Genomic DNA, 16,511 nt, shown 5'->3' with positions numbered 1-16,511 from the left:
TGTGCTGTCGGCTGGATTCGAACCAGCGGCAAACGGCTTATAAGGCCGACACTCTTACCCACTGAGTTACGACAGCATATGAAGTGCTGCCGGCTGGATTCGAACCAGCAACCTCCGCATTAGAAGTGTAGCTCTCTATCCCATTGAGATACGGCAGCATGAGTGCTGCCGGCTGGACTCGAACCAGCATCTTCCGTGATTACAAGAACGGATCTCTACTCATTGAGATACGGCAGCATATGAAAAACACCCGCTCCCAAAGGAACGGGTGTCAGTTCATCTTGTACAGATCAGTTATTCCTGAAGGAGCCGATCTTATCCACGATGATGCCAGATTGCGTTCCATATGGGCACAGCAAAGCAGCGGTCGTTCTGCTTATGCGACCTTGTGACTGTATGCCCATATTAAACAGCTGATACATCGCTTTGGCTCCTTTCTTCTCTCTTTGATGACTGAATTGTATCATACAGGAGAGCGGTTGTCATTATACCGGTAGTATAATAATTGCCAGGAGAAGATGAGAATAGAAAAACAGGATCCCCGGAGTTTTCCGGGGATCCTGTTTATTGCTTGTCCGTTTTATCTTTCTGTGATTTCCTGTCCTTTTGCTTTACCCACATCACAATCACAAAAATGATCAGGGCATAGAGGATAATGTTTCCTACAGTGGTAAGCCAGGCCAGTGTGTTCACTGTATCGGCGTCAGTCATAGGCATTCCCCCTCCCTTTCGGGTTTGTAAATAGAACGAATCAGAGGGCTGTTTTGTTTCTCTTTATTTTATTCCGCATTCATATCGTATACCTGGGCAAGCCTGGCAAAGTGCTTCATGTACTTTGCGTTCAGGTCTTCGTAGTAGATGCACTTGTCTCCGGATTCCAGCTTCCTCATACGAGGGCAGCCACCCATGCAGACGGGAAGGAGCTTACAGGCACTGCACTTGGGATCCCGGGTGGGGTCGTCCATGAGGTAGCGGATCTCGTTCATTTCATTGACGTCGCCGCCCTTGATATTGCCGTAGCTCAGGCTGTCCACGCCGATATCCGACCAGCACTTGTACAACTTGCCGTCCGCATTGATGACCATACCGCCCAGGGTATCGGCGCAGCAGATGTTATCCCGGATGACCGGGTATTTATTCATGATCATATAAGGATCATCGATGTTCATCAGGTTATCGTACTCGTATTCCAGGAAGCCCTTCTGGGTGAAACATTCGCCCACACAGTAGCTGCCGTCATAGTCACGGACAGGAGCAGCATAGGGAATGAAGTTCTTCAGGTTGTGCTCCCTGACAATATCGATAATTTTGTTCACCGCGTCGGGATTATTACGGTCCGTGTTCACCCGAAGTGTCACCTGGGGAATGATCCCGTCAATATCAATGATGTTTTTGATGATGGTATCGTAGGTGCCCTTACCGGAACAGTGAGGCCTGCGTTTGTCGTGATTCTCCCTGTCTCCGTCTATGGTGATCTGGCAGTCATTAATCTTCTTCGACACCAGTAGCTTTGCGGTTTTGCGGTTCAGCAGGTAGCCGTTGGTCACAATGGAAGCGGTGTATTCCACCCCGTGCTTCTCGCAGATGTCGATGAAGGCATCTGACATTTTCTCCACAATGTTCAGAGCCAGCAGGGGTTCCCCGCCGTACCAGGCCACATGCATCCTGTCGATTTTATCCGCCGCTTTCCGGACATATTCTATGACTGCCTGCTGGATGCTGTTATCCATGATGATATCCCGGTGGATTTTATCCTCATAACAGTAGACGCAGCGGAAATTACAGCAGGTGGTGGGGGCAATCGTCAGGCCCAGCGATCCCGTGTTATACCGGCTTTTATACATCCGGTTGCGGATAATGGCCAGCTCGTTACAGTCCGCCGGAACCAGGAAGCCGTTTTTGACCAGTTCGGTCACCACCGGGGACGGTTCTTCCCCGGGGTCTTTTCCGACTGCGTCCAGGTATTCCTGATAATCTTCCTTCGTCAGCTGCACAAGGGAGCTGTGGAAGCTGTTGTACGCGATATATTCCTCCCCGTCCGGGTAGAAATAGTTGTAGTTGGATGCCTTCAGCATAGGAATAATCTCCAGTCAGTATATAAAAATAAAAGGTACAGAAGAGCAATAGTGCGAAACGCACATTCAATTAGTCTTCTGTAGGAAGTTTACGGCCGGGAGCCTTTTGAGGCATCTGGCCGGCAACCGTGGGATAATGGCAGCGTACGGACTTTATCGGGCACTTGGGCAGACAGATAGCCATCGGCTTGACTTCGTTCACACGGGAAGATTTCACTAATACTTTCATCGGTAATTCTCCTTTGGATTGTATGTAATGGCGTTTCGCACTATTGCACGGATATAAGGATATGTTCATTGCGGGTACAGGTGTACCCGGGGGAAAAACAACTCTGTTTGGATTGTCAACGAACATGTTTAAAGTTTACACTAGATGTGTACTTTTTGCAATCCGTTACACCCATTGTATACAACAATGGGATGTAATTCACGGGAACACTCCCGGAAAAGGACAGGGCAATGAGGATGAGATTTCCTATAGCAGATATCCATGAATTAATGGTTACCTCGTTAATTCCGGTATTATATACTATGTTTCTATTTGAAAAAAACTTTCGATTTTCATAATTGTACATTTTCTGTATGTTTAGTACAACTTGTTGCATTTTTCAGGTCAGTATTTTATACTGTATTCAGCGCGCTACAATTACATATTTTTCGCATTAAGGAGTGTGTTACGTAATGAAAAAGAGTATCAATCGTCTATCCATTCTTATGGTCGTTCTCCTGTTAACCGTCTGCCTGCTTCCTTCTTTTGCTTTTGCCGGCACAAGATATGAGCCCGTCCAGATGCGCAGTGATCTGTACACCTACAGGAACAAGATTGTTACCACTTATCAGGGAGAAACCACCTCCCACGGTTCATCCTCCATCATTTATCAGTATCAGAACCGCACCAGTGTGACGCAGACAGCCAACTTCCATAACAAGTACTCAACGTCCTATTCCCTGTCCATCGGTCTCGGTGCCAAGAAAAGCGATATATCTGCTCAGATGTCCGGCAATATCGGCGGCGGCGAGGAAACCGGTATTGACATCAACACCAAGCTCAAACCCGGCCAGACCATCACCGCTTACAAGCGCATGGATACCAAAACTAAAAAATGGAAGCACGTAATAACCCGTCAGTACAAGGAAATCGGCACCTCCACCTGGAAAAACTGTTCTATTCCTGCCACTTCCACTACCTATAGCTACGAGAAGAACACTTATCCCCATCTCTGGACAACCTTGAAGTAATAATCAATTTGCAGCAAACGGCATCCCCGGTATTGCCGGGGATGCCGAATCTACGGAATTTGACTCACTAATTAATCCCAAAAAAGTTCTTTCACCAGAGCAGCATCCTACTGATCAGATGTTATTTAATTATACATCTGCCAAAACTAACAGGGAGTTTACTTAACATGAAAAAAGCGCTCAAACAATTATCAGTATGTCTCTTAACCTTTGCCTTACTTGTAACATCCTGTATGTTTCCGTCTTGCTCATTCGCCGGATCAAGGATCGAGCCAGATACAACTCAGGAAGAATACAGATACGTTATTGATACAACATATATTACTTCCTCCACAACTACTACAAGTACAGCCAGATTGAGCTCATACACAAACAGTTTTGCCAATTCCAAAACGATAACCAGAAATTTTTCTGATGGATACTCATCCTGGTCTACAAGTCTTGGCGCACGTGCTGCAGTTGGCGATCTGTATAGTAAGCCAGCCGATTACAACAGTAGAGCAGCAAACCGAGCCTCTTTCTCTGTTACACTCAGACGCAAGCAGCACGTTGATTTCTTCGGTTATAAAAAGAAGACAACCTGGACGTGGAAACACACTATCCAACATCAACGCAGAAGCGCTAACAGCACAGAATGGAAAACCATTGATACCAGTTCATCTTATAGTTATATCACGAAGCATTTTACCACCTTCGGATATAGAATACAGTAATCATTCAGAACTGAATTATATGACAAACCTCCGGTATATCACCGGAGGTTTGTTTTTCTCGCAACCACATAAAATAAGACAGGGCTTCCGCCCTGTCTCCGGGATGGTTCATTCTTATTTGTTCCGTTGGTTTTGTTTGTTGGTTCTTCTTATCTCTCCTTTCCTGGTTATTGTCCGCTGGTCTCTATGACTATGGCCTCATCGGTATGGGCGCCGGTGCGGGCGTACATGGGGACGAGGCTCAGGGCACTCACGTTATCCATGCGGGGGAAGGTGATTTCGTAGACTATGTCATCACCGTCCATGAAGACCCGGTTTTCACCGTAGACGTCAGTCATGGGCTGGTGGTTCTTGTACAGGTCCCAGTAGATGATCAGGTCGGTGGAAACTTCCCCGGAGCCGGTTTCCAGGTCGTTCCGGGCTTTGGACTGTTCATCTGAAGTCAGGCGGATGGTCACCTGCATATCCGCCTGGCCGGCGGTGGCAGCTGCCTTTGCCTTCCAGGTGTCTGTTTCCAGGGTGCCCTGGAGGGTTACCGCGTCCTTGTTCCGGGCTGCGGTAAAAGGAATGCTGGCTTTTTCAGTTTCCTGCCAGTTCTCTTTATAGTTTGCATTATCCTGGAACTTAATGGCATGGTTGCAGGAGATGGAGATGGCAAAGGACTGGGAGTCCGTTGCTTTCTCTTCCGGAATGACTGCTTCCAGCCAGCCGATCAGGGAACCGTCCTTCTGTTTGATTTCCATTCCGCCCACGGTACGGGTTTCGGTGCCGTCCTCCAGGAGGATGCCTTCTATCACATCATAGGGGCCTTCCAGCCAGCGCTGGCCCTGGCCGTTCAGCCAGTCATGCTCCTTCATATAATCCGCCTGGTCAATGGCAGGGGCTTCCCCTGTAATCCAGTTCTCCACCTCATGGGTCCATTGGGTCTCTTCGGGAGCGCCCTCATTGAGCTGGATCAGGTCAGCGTTGGAACCCACTTTATAAGAGACAAAAATGCGGCTGCCTTCGTAGTAGGCCTGGTTCACTTCCACGGCAATGCCGTCTTCCAGGGTCTGGGAGGCAGCGGGCTTTTCCGCGATCTGGTCCAGGACGGAAAGGCGTTTGTCTGCGTACTCGCCTTCCCGGGCAGCCACTTCGCCGAATACTCCGCCGTCTGCCGCGAACGCGGCAGATATGGAAAGCACGATCACGGAGATCGCCAGTAACACGGTCATGGTTTTCCTAATCATTTTTACCTCCTTCAGATACGGGCAATGGGTTTTTTCTTTTCCCCGCACCTGACAATAGAACGAACGAAAGGGGGATTTTGTTCCTTCTGGGCTGGTTTGTATGCCAGGAATGACAAAAAAGAGGTAAAAACCTCTTTCAATTCATAATTCACAATTTATAATTCATAATTGTTATAGGGTTTTTCCCGGTACGAAAGGAAAAAGAATAGGATGCGGAAGACATCACTGTTAAACAGTAAACGACAGCAAAAGGAAACGTCAGTAAAAGCGGCAGGAGCTGTTACGCTCCTGCCGCCCGGCAGATTGTGAAGAATTGTAAAAACGAAGGGTTATTCCTTTGGTTCCGTGAAGGCGCGTTTCATCAGGAAAGCAGCGCCGGTACCCATGAGGAGGGGCGGAACAGCCATGACCAGGTTCAGCAACAGTTTCGGGTCCAAACCGGATCCTTCGATTAATGCGTATGGCCCCTCTGCTATGTAATTGTTCCAGACATTGTTATAGAACAGCATACCGGCCCGAAGTGTTTTTCCATAGTCATAGGATATGCTGGACAATATTTTTCCCCAGGTGCAGGCGCCGGCAAGCAGGGCCAGGGAAAGAAACAGACTGACGCGGCGGGGGCTTTCTTTGAACCGGAGGATAAAGGCCAGGATCACAACAAGCAGGATGACCCGCTCGTCAAACGCCGCCGTGAGCGCATGCGGAAACACCGTATCTATCATTCGCAGCTTGCTGAACAGCAGATACTGTTCCAGAAGACAACTCATTGTCGCGGAAAGAACCAGGGCGACGATCCCGAACAGATGATCCGAAGCTCCTTTCAGCAGGCATACAAAACTCCAGGCAATCAGTCCGCCGGCTGCGGCTCCTCCCAGAGCACTCAGCAGACTGCAGGAAAGCGCATTCATCACGTTATTGCTTATCGTCCCTGCTGCCGGTTTATAAAGGAAATGTGCCACAGCCAGGCATACTGCCGCTATCGGAATCATCATGATTTCCGGACGGGTTGTCTTTTCCCGCAGTCCTTCACTCCGGGTCTTTTTACGCAGCAGAACAACCGCAATGACGCCGATTGTCACCTGCAGCACAGTCTTGACCACCGAAAGCGCAGCACTGTGCGCAATCCCCCCGCTCAGGTACATTAAATAGTCCCGGTCATCCGTCAGCAGCGAAACAGAAATCCTGGAGTGGATACCTGCATCCATGGCATTCATGCCGATATTCTTCAGCAGCCAGACCAGCACAGCCGCCAGCAGGCCGTGGAAGGGATTCTTTTTCAGGTACGCGAATATCCCCGCGGCAAAGCAGAAGATGCCCAGCGTCTGCAGGCCGCTGCCCATAAGATAAGCAATTGCGCAGGTGAACCCACTGGGATCCGGTACCGCCTTTATTATCGGGGCACCGATCATGGCCGCGGGAAGTCCTACGGGAATCAGCCACAGGCAGGCTGCCGTCAGCAATTTGCCCGGCGTCTTTATCTTCCGGTACACACAGCACATCGCGGCAGCCAGTCCGCCGCAGGCCAGCAGGAGCAGCAGCCTGATCCCGATGGTATTGAACGCAGCGGTTGCCAGCCATTCACTCCTGATATCACCATAGTTCCTCAACCCGACAAACGGGCTGTTTATGCCGTCTATAGCGTTATAACGCAGCATGGAAGTATAGGCTGTTTTCAGGAAGAGATACACCATCACCAGCAGGGCGATGATGGCCGGAATGGTAATTATCGGCAGCTTATACCAGGGCCTGGTCTTGTTTTCTGCCGCCTCTGCGGCAGCTGCTGTGTTTTCCTGTTCCTCCGGGACGATTCCTGTTGTGTTCTCCTGCATGTCTTCCATACCGGCACCCCTTCATTCTGTTCTGTGTGGCTTCCTGAACCTTTATCAGTATCCTATCATGAAATCAGCACAAGCGGTGTAACAACTGTGTAAATTGTGAGGGGTAGCAATCCAAAGGAAAAGCAGCCCATCGCTGGGCTGCTCATTGGATTGGTTTTTACTTCTGGCATTCCGGCATGAAGTCCGAAACGGCGATGGGTTCAGGGGTGGCGTTGGGATCCTTTGCGGGGGCTTCGCCGAGGGACTCAAAGGCGTCTTTCAGCTGTGCGGCATATATCTGGGCGGTGCTGTTCTCATAGCCGTAAAGGACGGCGTTGGGAGAATAGCCAATGATGTTGAAATCCATTGTCGCACGGTAGTCGTCGGAGAACCGTTCATCATCCGTAATGATGACCGCGTCCGGGTTCAGGATCGTCACCTTTTCCAGGTTGTCACAGTGCGCAAAGGCGTATCCGGCAATGAAGTTCACGGAAGCCGGCACCGTCACGCTCTGCAGGGAGGGCGAGAAGGTGAAGCACATCCATTCGATCGTTTTGATTCCTTCCGGGATCTCAATGTTCTTCAGGTGCTGGGCAAACTGGAAGGCATAGGGGCCGATGGCCTTCATTTCCGCCGGGAAGTCATTTACTCCCAGGGTTTCCTTTGTAAGGCCGGACGGATAGCAGATCAGGGTACCGGAGTTGTCAAAGAGCAGGCCGTCCACAGAATGGAAAACGGGATTTCCCTTCGCGACCCTGATTTCTGTCAGTCCACGATTGTCTGAAAAGTCGTTGCCGCAGTACATTTTCACGAACGTGGAAGGAAGCTCAATCGCGGTCAGGCCGGTATCCTGTATCGCGGAACCGCCGAGCTCCGTGACGCCCTCCGGGATGGCATACTCGCCGCCCTGGTTCCTGCCGGCCGGATAGTACAGCAGTTTCGTTTTGTTTTTGTTGAACAACACTCCGTCCACAGAGACAAAATACGGATTGCCTTCCGCAACGTTGATTGCCTTGAGGCTGTGGTTATAGGCAAAGGCCTGCATGTTCCCCAGCTTTTCCAGGGAGGCGGGCAGGGTAATATCCTCCAGTTCCCGGCATCCATAGAAGCAGTAGCATTCAATTTCCTTCAGGGTTTCGGGCAGGTTCACCTTCGTCACATAGGAACTTTCGAAAGCCCACTGGGCCAGTACTTCAACGCCGTCCGGCACGGTCACTTCACCGCCCATGCCGTTGTATTTCACCAGGGTCTTTCCCTGGATGACAAAATCATCCTCATTGGTTTTCGCGGGTTCGGTCACGGTCTCAGGAATGTCCCGCACCGTCTCCTCCACGGTTTCCGCCGCGGATTCCGTCTCGATTTCATCCACAATTTCCAGTTCAGGATTCAGGGCTTCAAAATTCAGGCCGCACTTTTTGGCATAGGCCTGCAGCCCGCCGCCCGCGTATCCGCACAGGACCGCGTCCGGGTTTGCATCCCAGAAAATATTATGTGTTTTCGGATCATCGACCCTGATATCTTCCGGCTGGATATCCGGATTCAGGATGGTGACTTTTTCCAGCTGCCTGCAGAAAGCAAAGGAATAATAACTGATATATTTCACAGAGGCAGGAACGATAACGGTCTTCAGGGAGTGAGCACCGAGGAAAAGCTTCCCGCCCATCTCTTCCAGGCCTTCCGGAAATTCCACCGTTTCCAGATACCGGTTGCCCCAGAAGGAGTTATGGGCAATCCGTTTCAGCCCTGCGGGGAAATCGTCCGCCTTCAGCTCCCTTCCTTCCTTTACGTTGGGATAGCACATCAGGGTATCGGAGGTATACAGAACGCCGTCCACGGAACGGAACACTTTATTCCCGGGATCCACGTTGATTTCCCGCAGGCACGGAAGCCCCACAAAGCTAACATAGTCTCCGCCGACACTCCGCAATGTGGAAGGGATATTGAGTACTTCCAGGAGGGGATCGCCGAATGACGTTTCCGCCAGCTTTACGGTTCCTTCCGGAATGGAATACTCCTTGTCCTTCTTTCCGTCCGGATAACAGACCAGGGTTTTGCCGTCCGCCGTGAACAGGACGCCGTCCACCGCGATATAATGGCCTCCCGGCGCCACGCTGAACGCCTCAAGGGCGCTGTTGGCCCCAAAGGCCTGCACTTTATCCTCCAGTCCTTCCAGGGAAGCCGGCAGGGTGATCTCCTTCAGGCTGTTACAGGCATAAAAGCAATGATGGCCGATCTCCTTCACGGTCTCGGGCAGGTTTATCTTTGTAATAGCGGTTTCCTGGAATGCTTCATCACCCAGTACTTCAATGCCTTCCGGCACGGTCACTTCGCCGCCCATGCCGGTGTATTTCACTAGGGTCTTCCCTTTGATAATAAAATCGCTGTCCGTGGTATCCTCCGCATATGCAGCAAAACAAATGCCGCATACCAGCAGGATGCTGATCAGCAGAGTCAGAAGTTTACGTCCGGTTTTACGTTCCATTTTTCCATATCCTTTCTATCCCCCGCTTAAGCGTTTGCTTGTTTTCCTTAAGCGGTTCCGCAGCCCTCCCGGTACCCGAAGGGCAATGCTTCATGTTACATACCCATCATACCCATCCGGTGTTTCAGAGTATTCACACGGATGTAACAACCATGTAAATTGAGTTTTTATAGTGAACGAGACTGCCTTCCCGATCGTTAGATGGTTTGAAGAGGTATTGCCGCGGGTCTGCTCCGGTTTGCCCGGCAGGCCCCGGGCCATACCTGAAAAAAGGCCGAAAGGCATTTACAAGGAGGACTTGAACACATGAAAAAAGAATCCCGGCGTATCATTGCCCTGATCCTGGTGATCATCTCCATCGCTACCGTTGCGGCGACCGCCTTTGCCGCGGAAGTCTGCGACTGCGGCGGCAAACTGTTCTACTCATATGGTGCATGGGAGCCGCTCCCCACCTATCACGGAGCGCCGCACCTCCATTACAAGAGAACCGTTCACGTGCACTGCAACAAGTGTTCCTTCAACTGCACCTATACAGAGAGAAAATAATATCGAGGAACAAGCGAACCACAGAGGAGAGCGGCATCACCGTCCTCCTCTGTTTTACTTTCTCCTGCTTCTTGATTACCGCTCCGTTCCCCTGTATAATTCCTTCATCCATAACCGGGAGGTATGCGCTATGCGGATCAAAGCTGTGGTTTTTGATATCGGCCAGACCCTTGTCCATTATCCCATCCCGCTGAACTGGTCCGCCCTGTACCGTCCCGCCTTTGAACACATTAAACAGAAGCTGGGGCTGGACCTTTCCGAAGAAGCGTATGAGCATATCGGGAAAACCCTGGCAAAATACAACGCCCGGATCAATCCCCGGGAAAAGGAAGTCTCCTCGGATCTCATCTTCTCCGAGATCCTGGAGGGAACCGGCATTCCCGAAGAGCTGAAGGAAACCGTCAAAAAAGAGTTCTATGATTATTTCCGCTGCGAGGCCCACGTCTATCCGGAAGCGGAGGAAGCGCTGGCGGAGCTGGCCGGACGGGGCATCATTACCGCGACCCTGTCCGACGTGGCCTACGGCATGGACAACAAATACGCCCTGGAGGATATCCGGCCGCTGCTGAAATATATCCGGTATCCATATACCTCCAACGACACCGGCTGGCGGAAAAGCAGCAGCAAAAGCCTCCTCACCCTGGCGGAAAAGATGGGCGTGCAGCCCCGGGAAATCGCCTTTATCGGGGATGAGATCAAGGACGTGATGTGCGCGAAAGGCGCCGGCGCGGTATCTGTGCTCATCAACCGCACTGGCGAAACAAAAGACTACGGGCAGGATTATGAAATAAAGGATTTGAGGGAAGTTATCGGGTTGATTGGGTAACAACGCGAAGCATAACAATGAGAAGAGCACGAGAAAACTCTCGTGCTCTCTGTTTTTATTCCCTGCGGATCTCTTTGGAGAAATTCAGTTTGTGCGCCATGACATCCTGTGTGCCTTCTTTATAATCGGAGTATTTTACTGAGAAACCGACCTTTCCATCCGCCAGCTGTTCTTCGGTTACGGTCCACTTGCCGGTCCATTCCTTCGTTTCACCGGCAGCGAAGTCTTCATTGCTGTATTCCGCAACCACGTTTCCGTCCGGATCATACAGAGTAACCGGTCCGGCCAGTTTATCCCCGCTGACATTGGTCACGGTAATGGTCATGTCGATGGTTTCCGGTCCGCTGAGCTTTTCCTTTCCCAGCTCCATTTCTACTCTTACGGGCTTTCCGCTCCGAGCGGCGGGAGCAGGAGAAGCAGTTTCCTGCGCGGCTGCTTCCCCCCTAGTGATGGGACTGTAGAAACTCACTGTATGCGATTCAAACTCTTCCGTGCTTTCGTTATATTCGGAGAAGTACAGGAAGAAATAGATCTTTCCCTCATTCAGCTGTTCCCTGGTCACGGTGTATTTCCCGGACCAGGTCCTCGTTTCACCGGCTTCCAGTCCTGCCGTGCCGAATTCATCAATTCGTGTCATGGTCTGGTCAAACAGTATCATGGATTCAATCAGTTTATTCCCGCTGGTATTGGTCACCGAAACACTCACATCAATGGGCCCCGGTTTGTCGAGTTTGCTCGTTCCCAGTTCCATTGAAACCGTAATAGGCCATGCCAGCTTCCGGGTTTCCTGACCATCCGCTGTCGCTTCCTGCAGCTCAACCACATTCATAAGCGTGAGATGAACATCCGGGTGAATATACCATTGCCCGTCATCTGCCTTTTTCATTTCGAAATCAATGTAATAGGCAAGATCTTCCCCTTTGGGTATCCGGAGTGACACACTGCCATGAATGCTGCGGGTATTCTCATTATCTGTTTTGCGGATTTCGCCGGGATAGAATCCCTTCAGCTGTCCAAACTCCAGCAGGTAATCCATCACACTCTGAGTACCGCGGTTATCTTCCGCGGGCACACACCGGGCCAGCATACCATCCCTGTCGTTGTTCATCCAGCAGGAGTAGAACTCATTCAGGCAGTTTATGATTTCCTCCCTGGCAGGATCGTTCCTGCTGGAATACTCTTCCTCGGCGGCTTTGTTCTCCGCCTGGAGCATATCAGACATGATTTGCTCAATGCTCATGTAGCTGATATACCACTGTCCGTCTGCTTCTTTCGTCGCTGTGATATCGACAGGATACAGGATCTCCTGGCCGTTCTTCTTCCGGATTGTCAATTCACAGGCGGCTCCCCGGGCATCTTCTTCCGGTGCGCCATAGAGCTGGCCGATTTTCCATTCGATCGGTTTATACCCGTCTATGACCATAAACTCCACAGTCGCCACGTGGCGTTCATCATTCCTCATGGAGGGCTGGCACAGTGCCAGCATGCCTTTTGTATTTCCCTTATTCCAAAGGGTCAGGAAGTCCGTTATGCTGTCCACAAAGGGCGGGATCTCTTCCGCTTTTGCCTGGCTTCCCTTTTCATTCCCGGTCAGGATGAGATCCTTGTCCGTAATGCTGTACGGAAGATCCACGGTGATTTTGGTGTCCCATATTTTATGCGGTTCAAAATACCAGAGGCCGTCGGTTCCCTTTTTCGCTGTGAAGCGGAAGAAACCGTCCTCGTCTTCCGACTGCATGGAGATGCTGCATCCCACTGTCACAACCGGCAGTCCGCTTTCCTTTACCCACTTGATCTCCCAGCTCTTCGGCGTCCGGTTTTCCAGCAGCTGGTTCAGCTTGTCCCATTCACTCCTCCACGGAGTAGTGCACAGTGCCAGCAGGCCGTCTTTATCCTTCTTCTGCCAGCAGGAAATAAACTCATCCAGGCGGCCGGACAGGGTAGTGTGCCATTCATCTTCCGGTAAGGGGGCCATGCCGTTCGCCGTTTTGGCATAGCTGTTTGCAATTTCGTCAATGCTCGCGGGAATGATGTACCACTGTCCGTCTGACTCTTTCTTTACCACGATATCCGCAAGGTTCATAACCTTGCTGCCATTCGGCGACCGGTGAATTCCCTCGCAGGCCGCGCCCCGGATATCGTCTTCCGGCTTTCCGTAAAGCTGGCCGATTTTCCATTCCAGCGGTGTTCCGGGCAGGCTCTGCAAATAGATCATGAAGTTCTCATAACCCGTGTCTCTCATGTCCGGCGGGCAAAGCGCCAGCATGCCGTCCTTATCGCCTTTACTCCAGCAGGTATAGAATTCGTTGATCCTGCTGACAAAGGCCGGAATCTCCCCTGCTTTGACAGTACTGCCCGTCTCATTGGATGAGAGGATGACGTCCTCATCCTTCATGTTGAACCAGACCCTGTAAGCTGAATTGCCTTTCCCCAGTCCGGCCGGTTCAAAATACCAGAGGCCGTCTGCTTCCTTTTTCATTTTAACGAAATAGAAACCGGCGTCGGCCTCCGACTGCATACGGATTTCACATCCCACCGTCACAACCGGCCATCCTTCACCCTTTATATCGGTGACCTGCCAGACCTCAGGAATACGCTTGCCCAGGATCTGATTCAGCAGAGACCGTTCACTTCTCCAGGGCTCTGTGCACATTGCCAGCATGTCGTCCAGCTCTTTCTGCTGCCAGCAGGTAAGGAAGTCGTGTACGCGGCCCTTGATCTCAGCACGCCACTCGTCATCGGTTTCTGTGGCTGTTTTTTCCGCCGGTTCCACGTCCGGGCAGACCAGATTCAGCGGAACTTCAACTTCCCAGTTTCCTTCCACAACCGCGTCTGTGAACGTCACTTCAAACTGCATATGGAACTTCTCCAGGTCCTCCTGCGAACAGTTCAGGATGAGTTCCTCCCACTTCATGATGCCGCTCTTGTCTTCGTTCCAGTCGGCAGTTTCATACAGACCCTCTGTCTGACATTCATCGTCACAGGCCAGCAAAACCCACCAGTTGCTATCCACAAATGTTGTTTCGCCGGAAACAATACTATGCGCATTTGGATTATGGAACTGTGCATGGATCTTTCCGTCCACCAGGCCGACACCGGTCAGAAGCACGTCGTCCAGGACGGGGATATTCAGCTGCGGCGTAGTATAATCCAGCACCTTCACACCTTCCCGCCTGATCACCGGACCGTCGTAGCTGATCCAGGGGACAAGTTCCGGGGAAAGGATCCCTTCGCTTGTTATTCCGTACTCCTGCAGCAGCGGGGCAGCATCCAGTTTCACGATACGCTCAACATAGAAGTGTAGCATATCTACAGATAATCCCCGGTCCGCCTTATTCACCGGCCCATCATATACCGTATAATCGCAGTAGTAGTATTTGTGTTCTTTTTCATCGGCAAACAGGAACGGGTTTTCTCCTCCGTACGAGGATAAGGACGCATTGAGGCAGCAGTAACCCTCTAGCCTGGATCCGGAATACTTTCCTTCCACATCCTGTACAGCATAAATCATCCAGGATTCACGGTCCTTCACCAGACCGGAGACCAATTCCAGTTGGATGCCGTCCTTTTCACAGCTGAGGTTGATTGGGCGCATCTGATCAGCGACTTCCGGATAATACTTCCTGAACGCTTCGATGACGGCCTGCTCCGCATCGATTTCGTTTTCCGCCGGTTCAATATCCGCGCAGATTGTGCGCAGCGGGAAACGGATTTCCCAGTCGCCGTCCACGATATTGTCCGTGACGGTCATATTGACCACCGGTTTCAACTTCTCCAGGGTTTCCGGAGTGCAGTTCAGGATCTCCTCCTGCCAGTCGGACGCTCCGTCGCCGTTTTCATCCCAGGATGCCCCGTCAAACAGGTCTTCTGTCCAGTAATCCGAGTCATAATCCATAGAGACAACCCAGTTGTTCGACGCCCGGTCACCAATCCCATGCGCGTCCGGGTTATGGAACTGGATATGCAGGCTGCCGTCAATCCAGCCGATGCCGGTCAGCTTCACATTATCCAGAACGGGAATATCCAGCGGTTTGGTATAGTCCAGCACTTTCTTGCTTTCCCGCGGCACTTCTCCCTCCGCGGTGTACACAGGCTCCAGCTCCGGTGAAAGGATCCCCTCGCCGGTTGTTCCATGTTCCTTCAGCAGCTCCAGCATATCCAGTTTTGCCGAGCATTCTGCTTCATAGAAGGGCATGGAAAAGGTTACCATCCGGTCGTTCGTATCCACCGGCTGTTCATACTGTGCACGGACGCAGTAGTAGTATTTATGTTCCTTTTCATCCGCGTAGAGGAGCGGTGACTCGCCGGTATAAACACTTCCCATCATGTAGTCAAAATCAGCGTAACCGTTAATCACTGCTTCGGGATACCTTCCCTCCACATCCTGCAGGGAATATACGGCCCAGGTTTCATCCCCCTTCACCGCGCCGGAAATCAGCTCCAGGCGGATGCCGTCCTTTTCACTGCTGAGGTTGATCGGCTTCAATTGATCCGCGATCTCCGGGTAATAGTCCCGGATCTGCCCGCGGATTGCTTTTCCGGCATCCCCTTCCGGCAGGCCGTCGGTGCCTTCTCCCTGTCCGGGAGCCAGGGCCGTGACGATGGGCTGCGCGGTGTACAGATCCTTATCCCGGATGGGGTCCGGGCTGCCGGGGGTCCTTGTCAGGGCCGCGACGCCGATTCCCGCCACCAGCAGCAGGGCCATGAAGGCCGGTACGAACCGGCGCAGGCTGTATTCCCTGCGTTCAGCCTTTGTGTTCCGGATCTTCCGCAGGACGTTCCAGGTGTTTTCATCCGTCCATTCTGTATTGCCAGCCCGTTCATTGAGGGTCTTTTTCATATCAATCTTCTTCATCGAAATACCATCCTTTCAGATTCCCCTGCAGGATTGCCTTGGCCTTGCGGATACGCGTATTCAACGTATTGACGTTGGTACCCAGTGTCATGGCCGCTTCCTGCAGCGACAGCCCTTCCCAGTAGCGAAGTACCAGCGCGCTCTTCAGCTGTTCCGGCAGGGCCTGAACCGCGTTCCAGACCGTTGGATCATAATCCGGCGGCAGCTCCGTTTCCTGCGTTTCCATTTGTTCCGCCGCATGGGCGAAAACGGATTTGAACCAGGAACCCCGCTGCATGCTCCGGCAGGTATTCACGGCGATCCGGCTGAGCCAGGTCTTCTCCGAGCAATCCCCCCGGAAACCGGCATAATGTTTCCAGGCCTTGAAAAAAGTCTCCTGGGCCGCGTCTTCGGCCAGGAATGAGTCGTTCAGCAGGCACAGGCACAGGCGCTTTATGTCTGTACCGTATGTGGTCATCAGATGAACGATTGCCTGTTCATCCGATACAGGTGCGTTGGACATTCTGTTTCCCCCTTCCACATATACAGACGCACTGCCGAACAAAAATTGTTTTGGCATCTGAAGAAAATTGCAAAAGGAATTATATCAGAACAGGGATGAGCATAACAGTGACAAGGTCATGATTTACACCATTGTTACACCGTTGTGATGACACGTTAATCCGCTCCGTGCTATATTCATTATGACGAAGAGGATCAGTACTGTGTGACAAGATACGGAGGTGCAGT

Annotated in this window: 11 protein-coding genes and 3 tRNA genes; 3 read left to right on the top strand and 11 right to left on the bottom strand. The window is 51.5% G+C overall.

Annotated elements, in window-relative coordinates; all coding sequences use genetic code 11:
* Positions 1-2: 2 nt before the first annotated feature.
* The 6 genes from JRC49_09575 to JRC49_09550 form a co-directional block, all read right to left on the bottom strand.
* Positions 3-76: transfer RNA gene (locus JRC49_09575), tRNA-Ile, on the bottom strand.
* A gap of 8 nt (positions 77-84) precedes the next feature.
* Positions 85-158: transfer RNA gene (locus JRC49_09570), tRNA-Arg, on the bottom strand.
* A gap of 5 nt (positions 159-163) precedes the next feature.
* Positions 164-237 (bottom strand) — tRNA-OTHER (locus JRC49_09565).
* A 327-nt stretch (positions 238-564) separates the two neighbouring features.
* Positions 565-711, bottom strand: a complete 147-nt coding sequence (locus JRC49_09560; protein ID QTE70053.1) for a hypothetical protein — start codon at positions 709-711, stop codon at positions 565-567.
* Between the two features lie 68 nt (positions 712-779).
* On the bottom strand, positions 780-2,075 hold the full coding sequence (locus JRC49_09555) for an SPASM domain-containing protein (protein QTE70052.1): 1,296 nt from the start codon (positions 2,073-2,075) through the stop codon (positions 780-782).
* A gap of 70 nt (positions 2,076-2,145) precedes the next feature.
* On the bottom strand, positions 2,146-2,304 hold the full coding sequence (locus tag JRC49_09550; GenBank protein QTE70051.1) for a hypothetical protein: 159 nt from the start codon (positions 2,302-2,304) through the stop codon (positions 2,146-2,148).
* 452 nt (positions 2,305-2,756) lie between these two features.
* Between JRC49_09550 and JRC49_09545 the strand changes: the two genes are divergently transcribed.
* Positions 2,757-3,314, top strand: coding sequence for a hypothetical protein (locus JRC49_09545; GenBank protein QTE70050.1), 558 nt, complete (start codon positions 2,757-2,759; stop codon positions 3,312-3,314).
* A gap of 880 nt (positions 3,315-4,194) precedes the next feature.
* Here the strand turns inward: JRC49_09545 and JRC49_09540 are convergent.
* The 3 genes from JRC49_09540 to JRC49_09530 all read right to left on the bottom strand — a co-directional run bounded on the left by JRC49_09540 (position 4,195) and on the right by JRC49_09530 (position 9,555).
* Positions 4,195-5,256, bottom strand: a complete 1,062-nt coding sequence (locus tag JRC49_09540; protein QTE70049.1) for a DUF4179 domain-containing protein — start codon at positions 5,254-5,256, stop codon at positions 4,195-4,197.
* A gap of 329 nt (positions 5,257-5,585) precedes the next feature.
* Positions 5,586-7,094 (bottom strand): hypothetical protein, encoded by a 1,509-nt coding sequence (locus JRC49_09535; GenBank protein QTE70048.1) that lies wholly within the window; start codon positions 7,092-7,094, stop codon positions 5,586-5,588.
* 157 nt (positions 7,095-7,251) lie between these two features.
* Complete coding sequence (locus JRC49_09530) at positions 7,252-9,555, bottom strand: leucine-rich repeat domain-containing protein (GenBank protein QTE70047.1); 2,304 nt, start codon at positions 9,553-9,555, stop codon at positions 7,252-7,254.
* 306 nt (positions 9,556-9,861) lie between these two features.
* Between JRC49_09530 and JRC49_09525 the strand changes: the two genes are divergently transcribed.
* Positions 9,862-10,101: a hypothetical protein gene (locus JRC49_09525; protein ID QTE70046.1), complete on the top strand. Its 240-nt coding sequence runs from the start codon at positions 9,862-9,864 to the stop codon at positions 10,099-10,101.
* A gap of 130 nt (positions 10,102-10,231) precedes the next feature.
* On the top strand, positions 10,232-10,927 hold the full coding sequence (locus JRC49_09520) for an HAD family hydrolase (protein QTE70045.1): 696 nt from the start codon (positions 10,232-10,234) through the stop codon (positions 10,925-10,927).
* Positions 10,928-10,982: 55 nt separating this feature from the next.
* Here JRC49_09520 and JRC49_09515 read toward each other — a convergent pair whose 3' ends face one another.
* Positions 10,983-15,782 carry a hypothetical protein gene (locus JRC49_09515; GenBank protein ID QTE70044.1) on the bottom strand — a complete coding sequence of 1,600 codons (4,800 nt, stop codon included), beginning with the start codon at positions 15,780-15,782 and terminating at the stop codon, positions 10,983-10,985.
* Positions 15,769-16,284 (bottom strand): RNA polymerase sigma factor, encoded by a 516-nt coding sequence (locus JRC49_09510; GenBank protein ID QTE70043.1) that lies wholly within the window; start codon positions 16,282-16,284, stop codon positions 15,769-15,771. The genes JRC49_09515 and JRC49_09510 overlap by 14 nt, the downstream gene beginning before the upstream one ends.
* Positions 16,285-16,511: the final 227 nt, after the last annotated feature.

Source organism: Clostridiales bacterium FE2011 (assembly GCA_017569305.1).
In the GTDB taxonomy this organism is placed as follows: Bacteria; Bacillota; Clostridia; order Christensenellales; family Aristaeellaceae; genus Aristaeella.
This window is presented reverse-complemented; position numbering and strand designations above follow the sequence as displayed.

Excerpts from the sequence above, each read along its gene's own strand:
- JRC49_09560 (QTE70053.1), bottom strand. The coding sequence starts at position 711 with ATGACTGACGCCGATACAGTGAACACACTGGCCTGGCTTACCACTGTA.
- JRC49_09555 (QTE70052.1), bottom strand. The coding sequence starts at position 2,075 with ATGCTGAAGGCATCCAACTACAACTATTTCTACCCGGACGGGGAGGAA.
- JRC49_09550 (QTE70051.1), bottom strand. The coding sequence starts at position 2,304 with ATGAAAGTATTAGTGAAATCTTCCCGTGTGAACGAAGTCAAGCCGATG.
- JRC49_09545 (QTE70050.1), top strand. The coding sequence starts at position 2,757 with ATGAAAAAGAGTATCAATCGTCTATCCATTCTTATGGTCGTTCTCCTG.
- JRC49_09540 (QTE70049.1), bottom strand. The coding sequence starts at position 5,256 with ATGATTAGGAAAACCATGACCGTGTTACTGGCGATCTCCGTGATCGTG.
- JRC49_09535 (QTE70048.1), bottom strand. The coding sequence starts at position 7,094 with ATGGAAGACATGCAGGAGAACACAACAGGAATCGTCCCGGAGGAACAG.
- JRC49_09530 (QTE70047.1), bottom strand. The coding sequence starts at position 9,555 with ATGGAACGTAAAACCGGACGTAAACTTCTGACTCTGCTGATCAGCATC.
- JRC49_09525 (QTE70046.1), top strand. The coding sequence starts at position 9,862 with ATGAAAAAAGAATCCCGGCGTATCATTGCCCTGATCCTGGTGATCATC.
- JRC49_09520 (QTE70045.1), top strand. The coding sequence starts at position 10,232 with ATGCGGATCAAAGCTGTGGTTTTTGATATCGGCCAGACCCTTGTCCAT.
- JRC49_09515 (QTE70044.1), bottom strand. The coding sequence starts at position 15,782 with ATGAAGAAGATTGATATGAAAAAGACCCTCAATGAACGGGCTGGCAAT.
- JRC49_09510 (QTE70043.1), bottom strand. The coding sequence starts at position 16,284 with ATGTCCAACGCACCTGTATCGGATGAACAGGCAATCGTTCATCTGATG.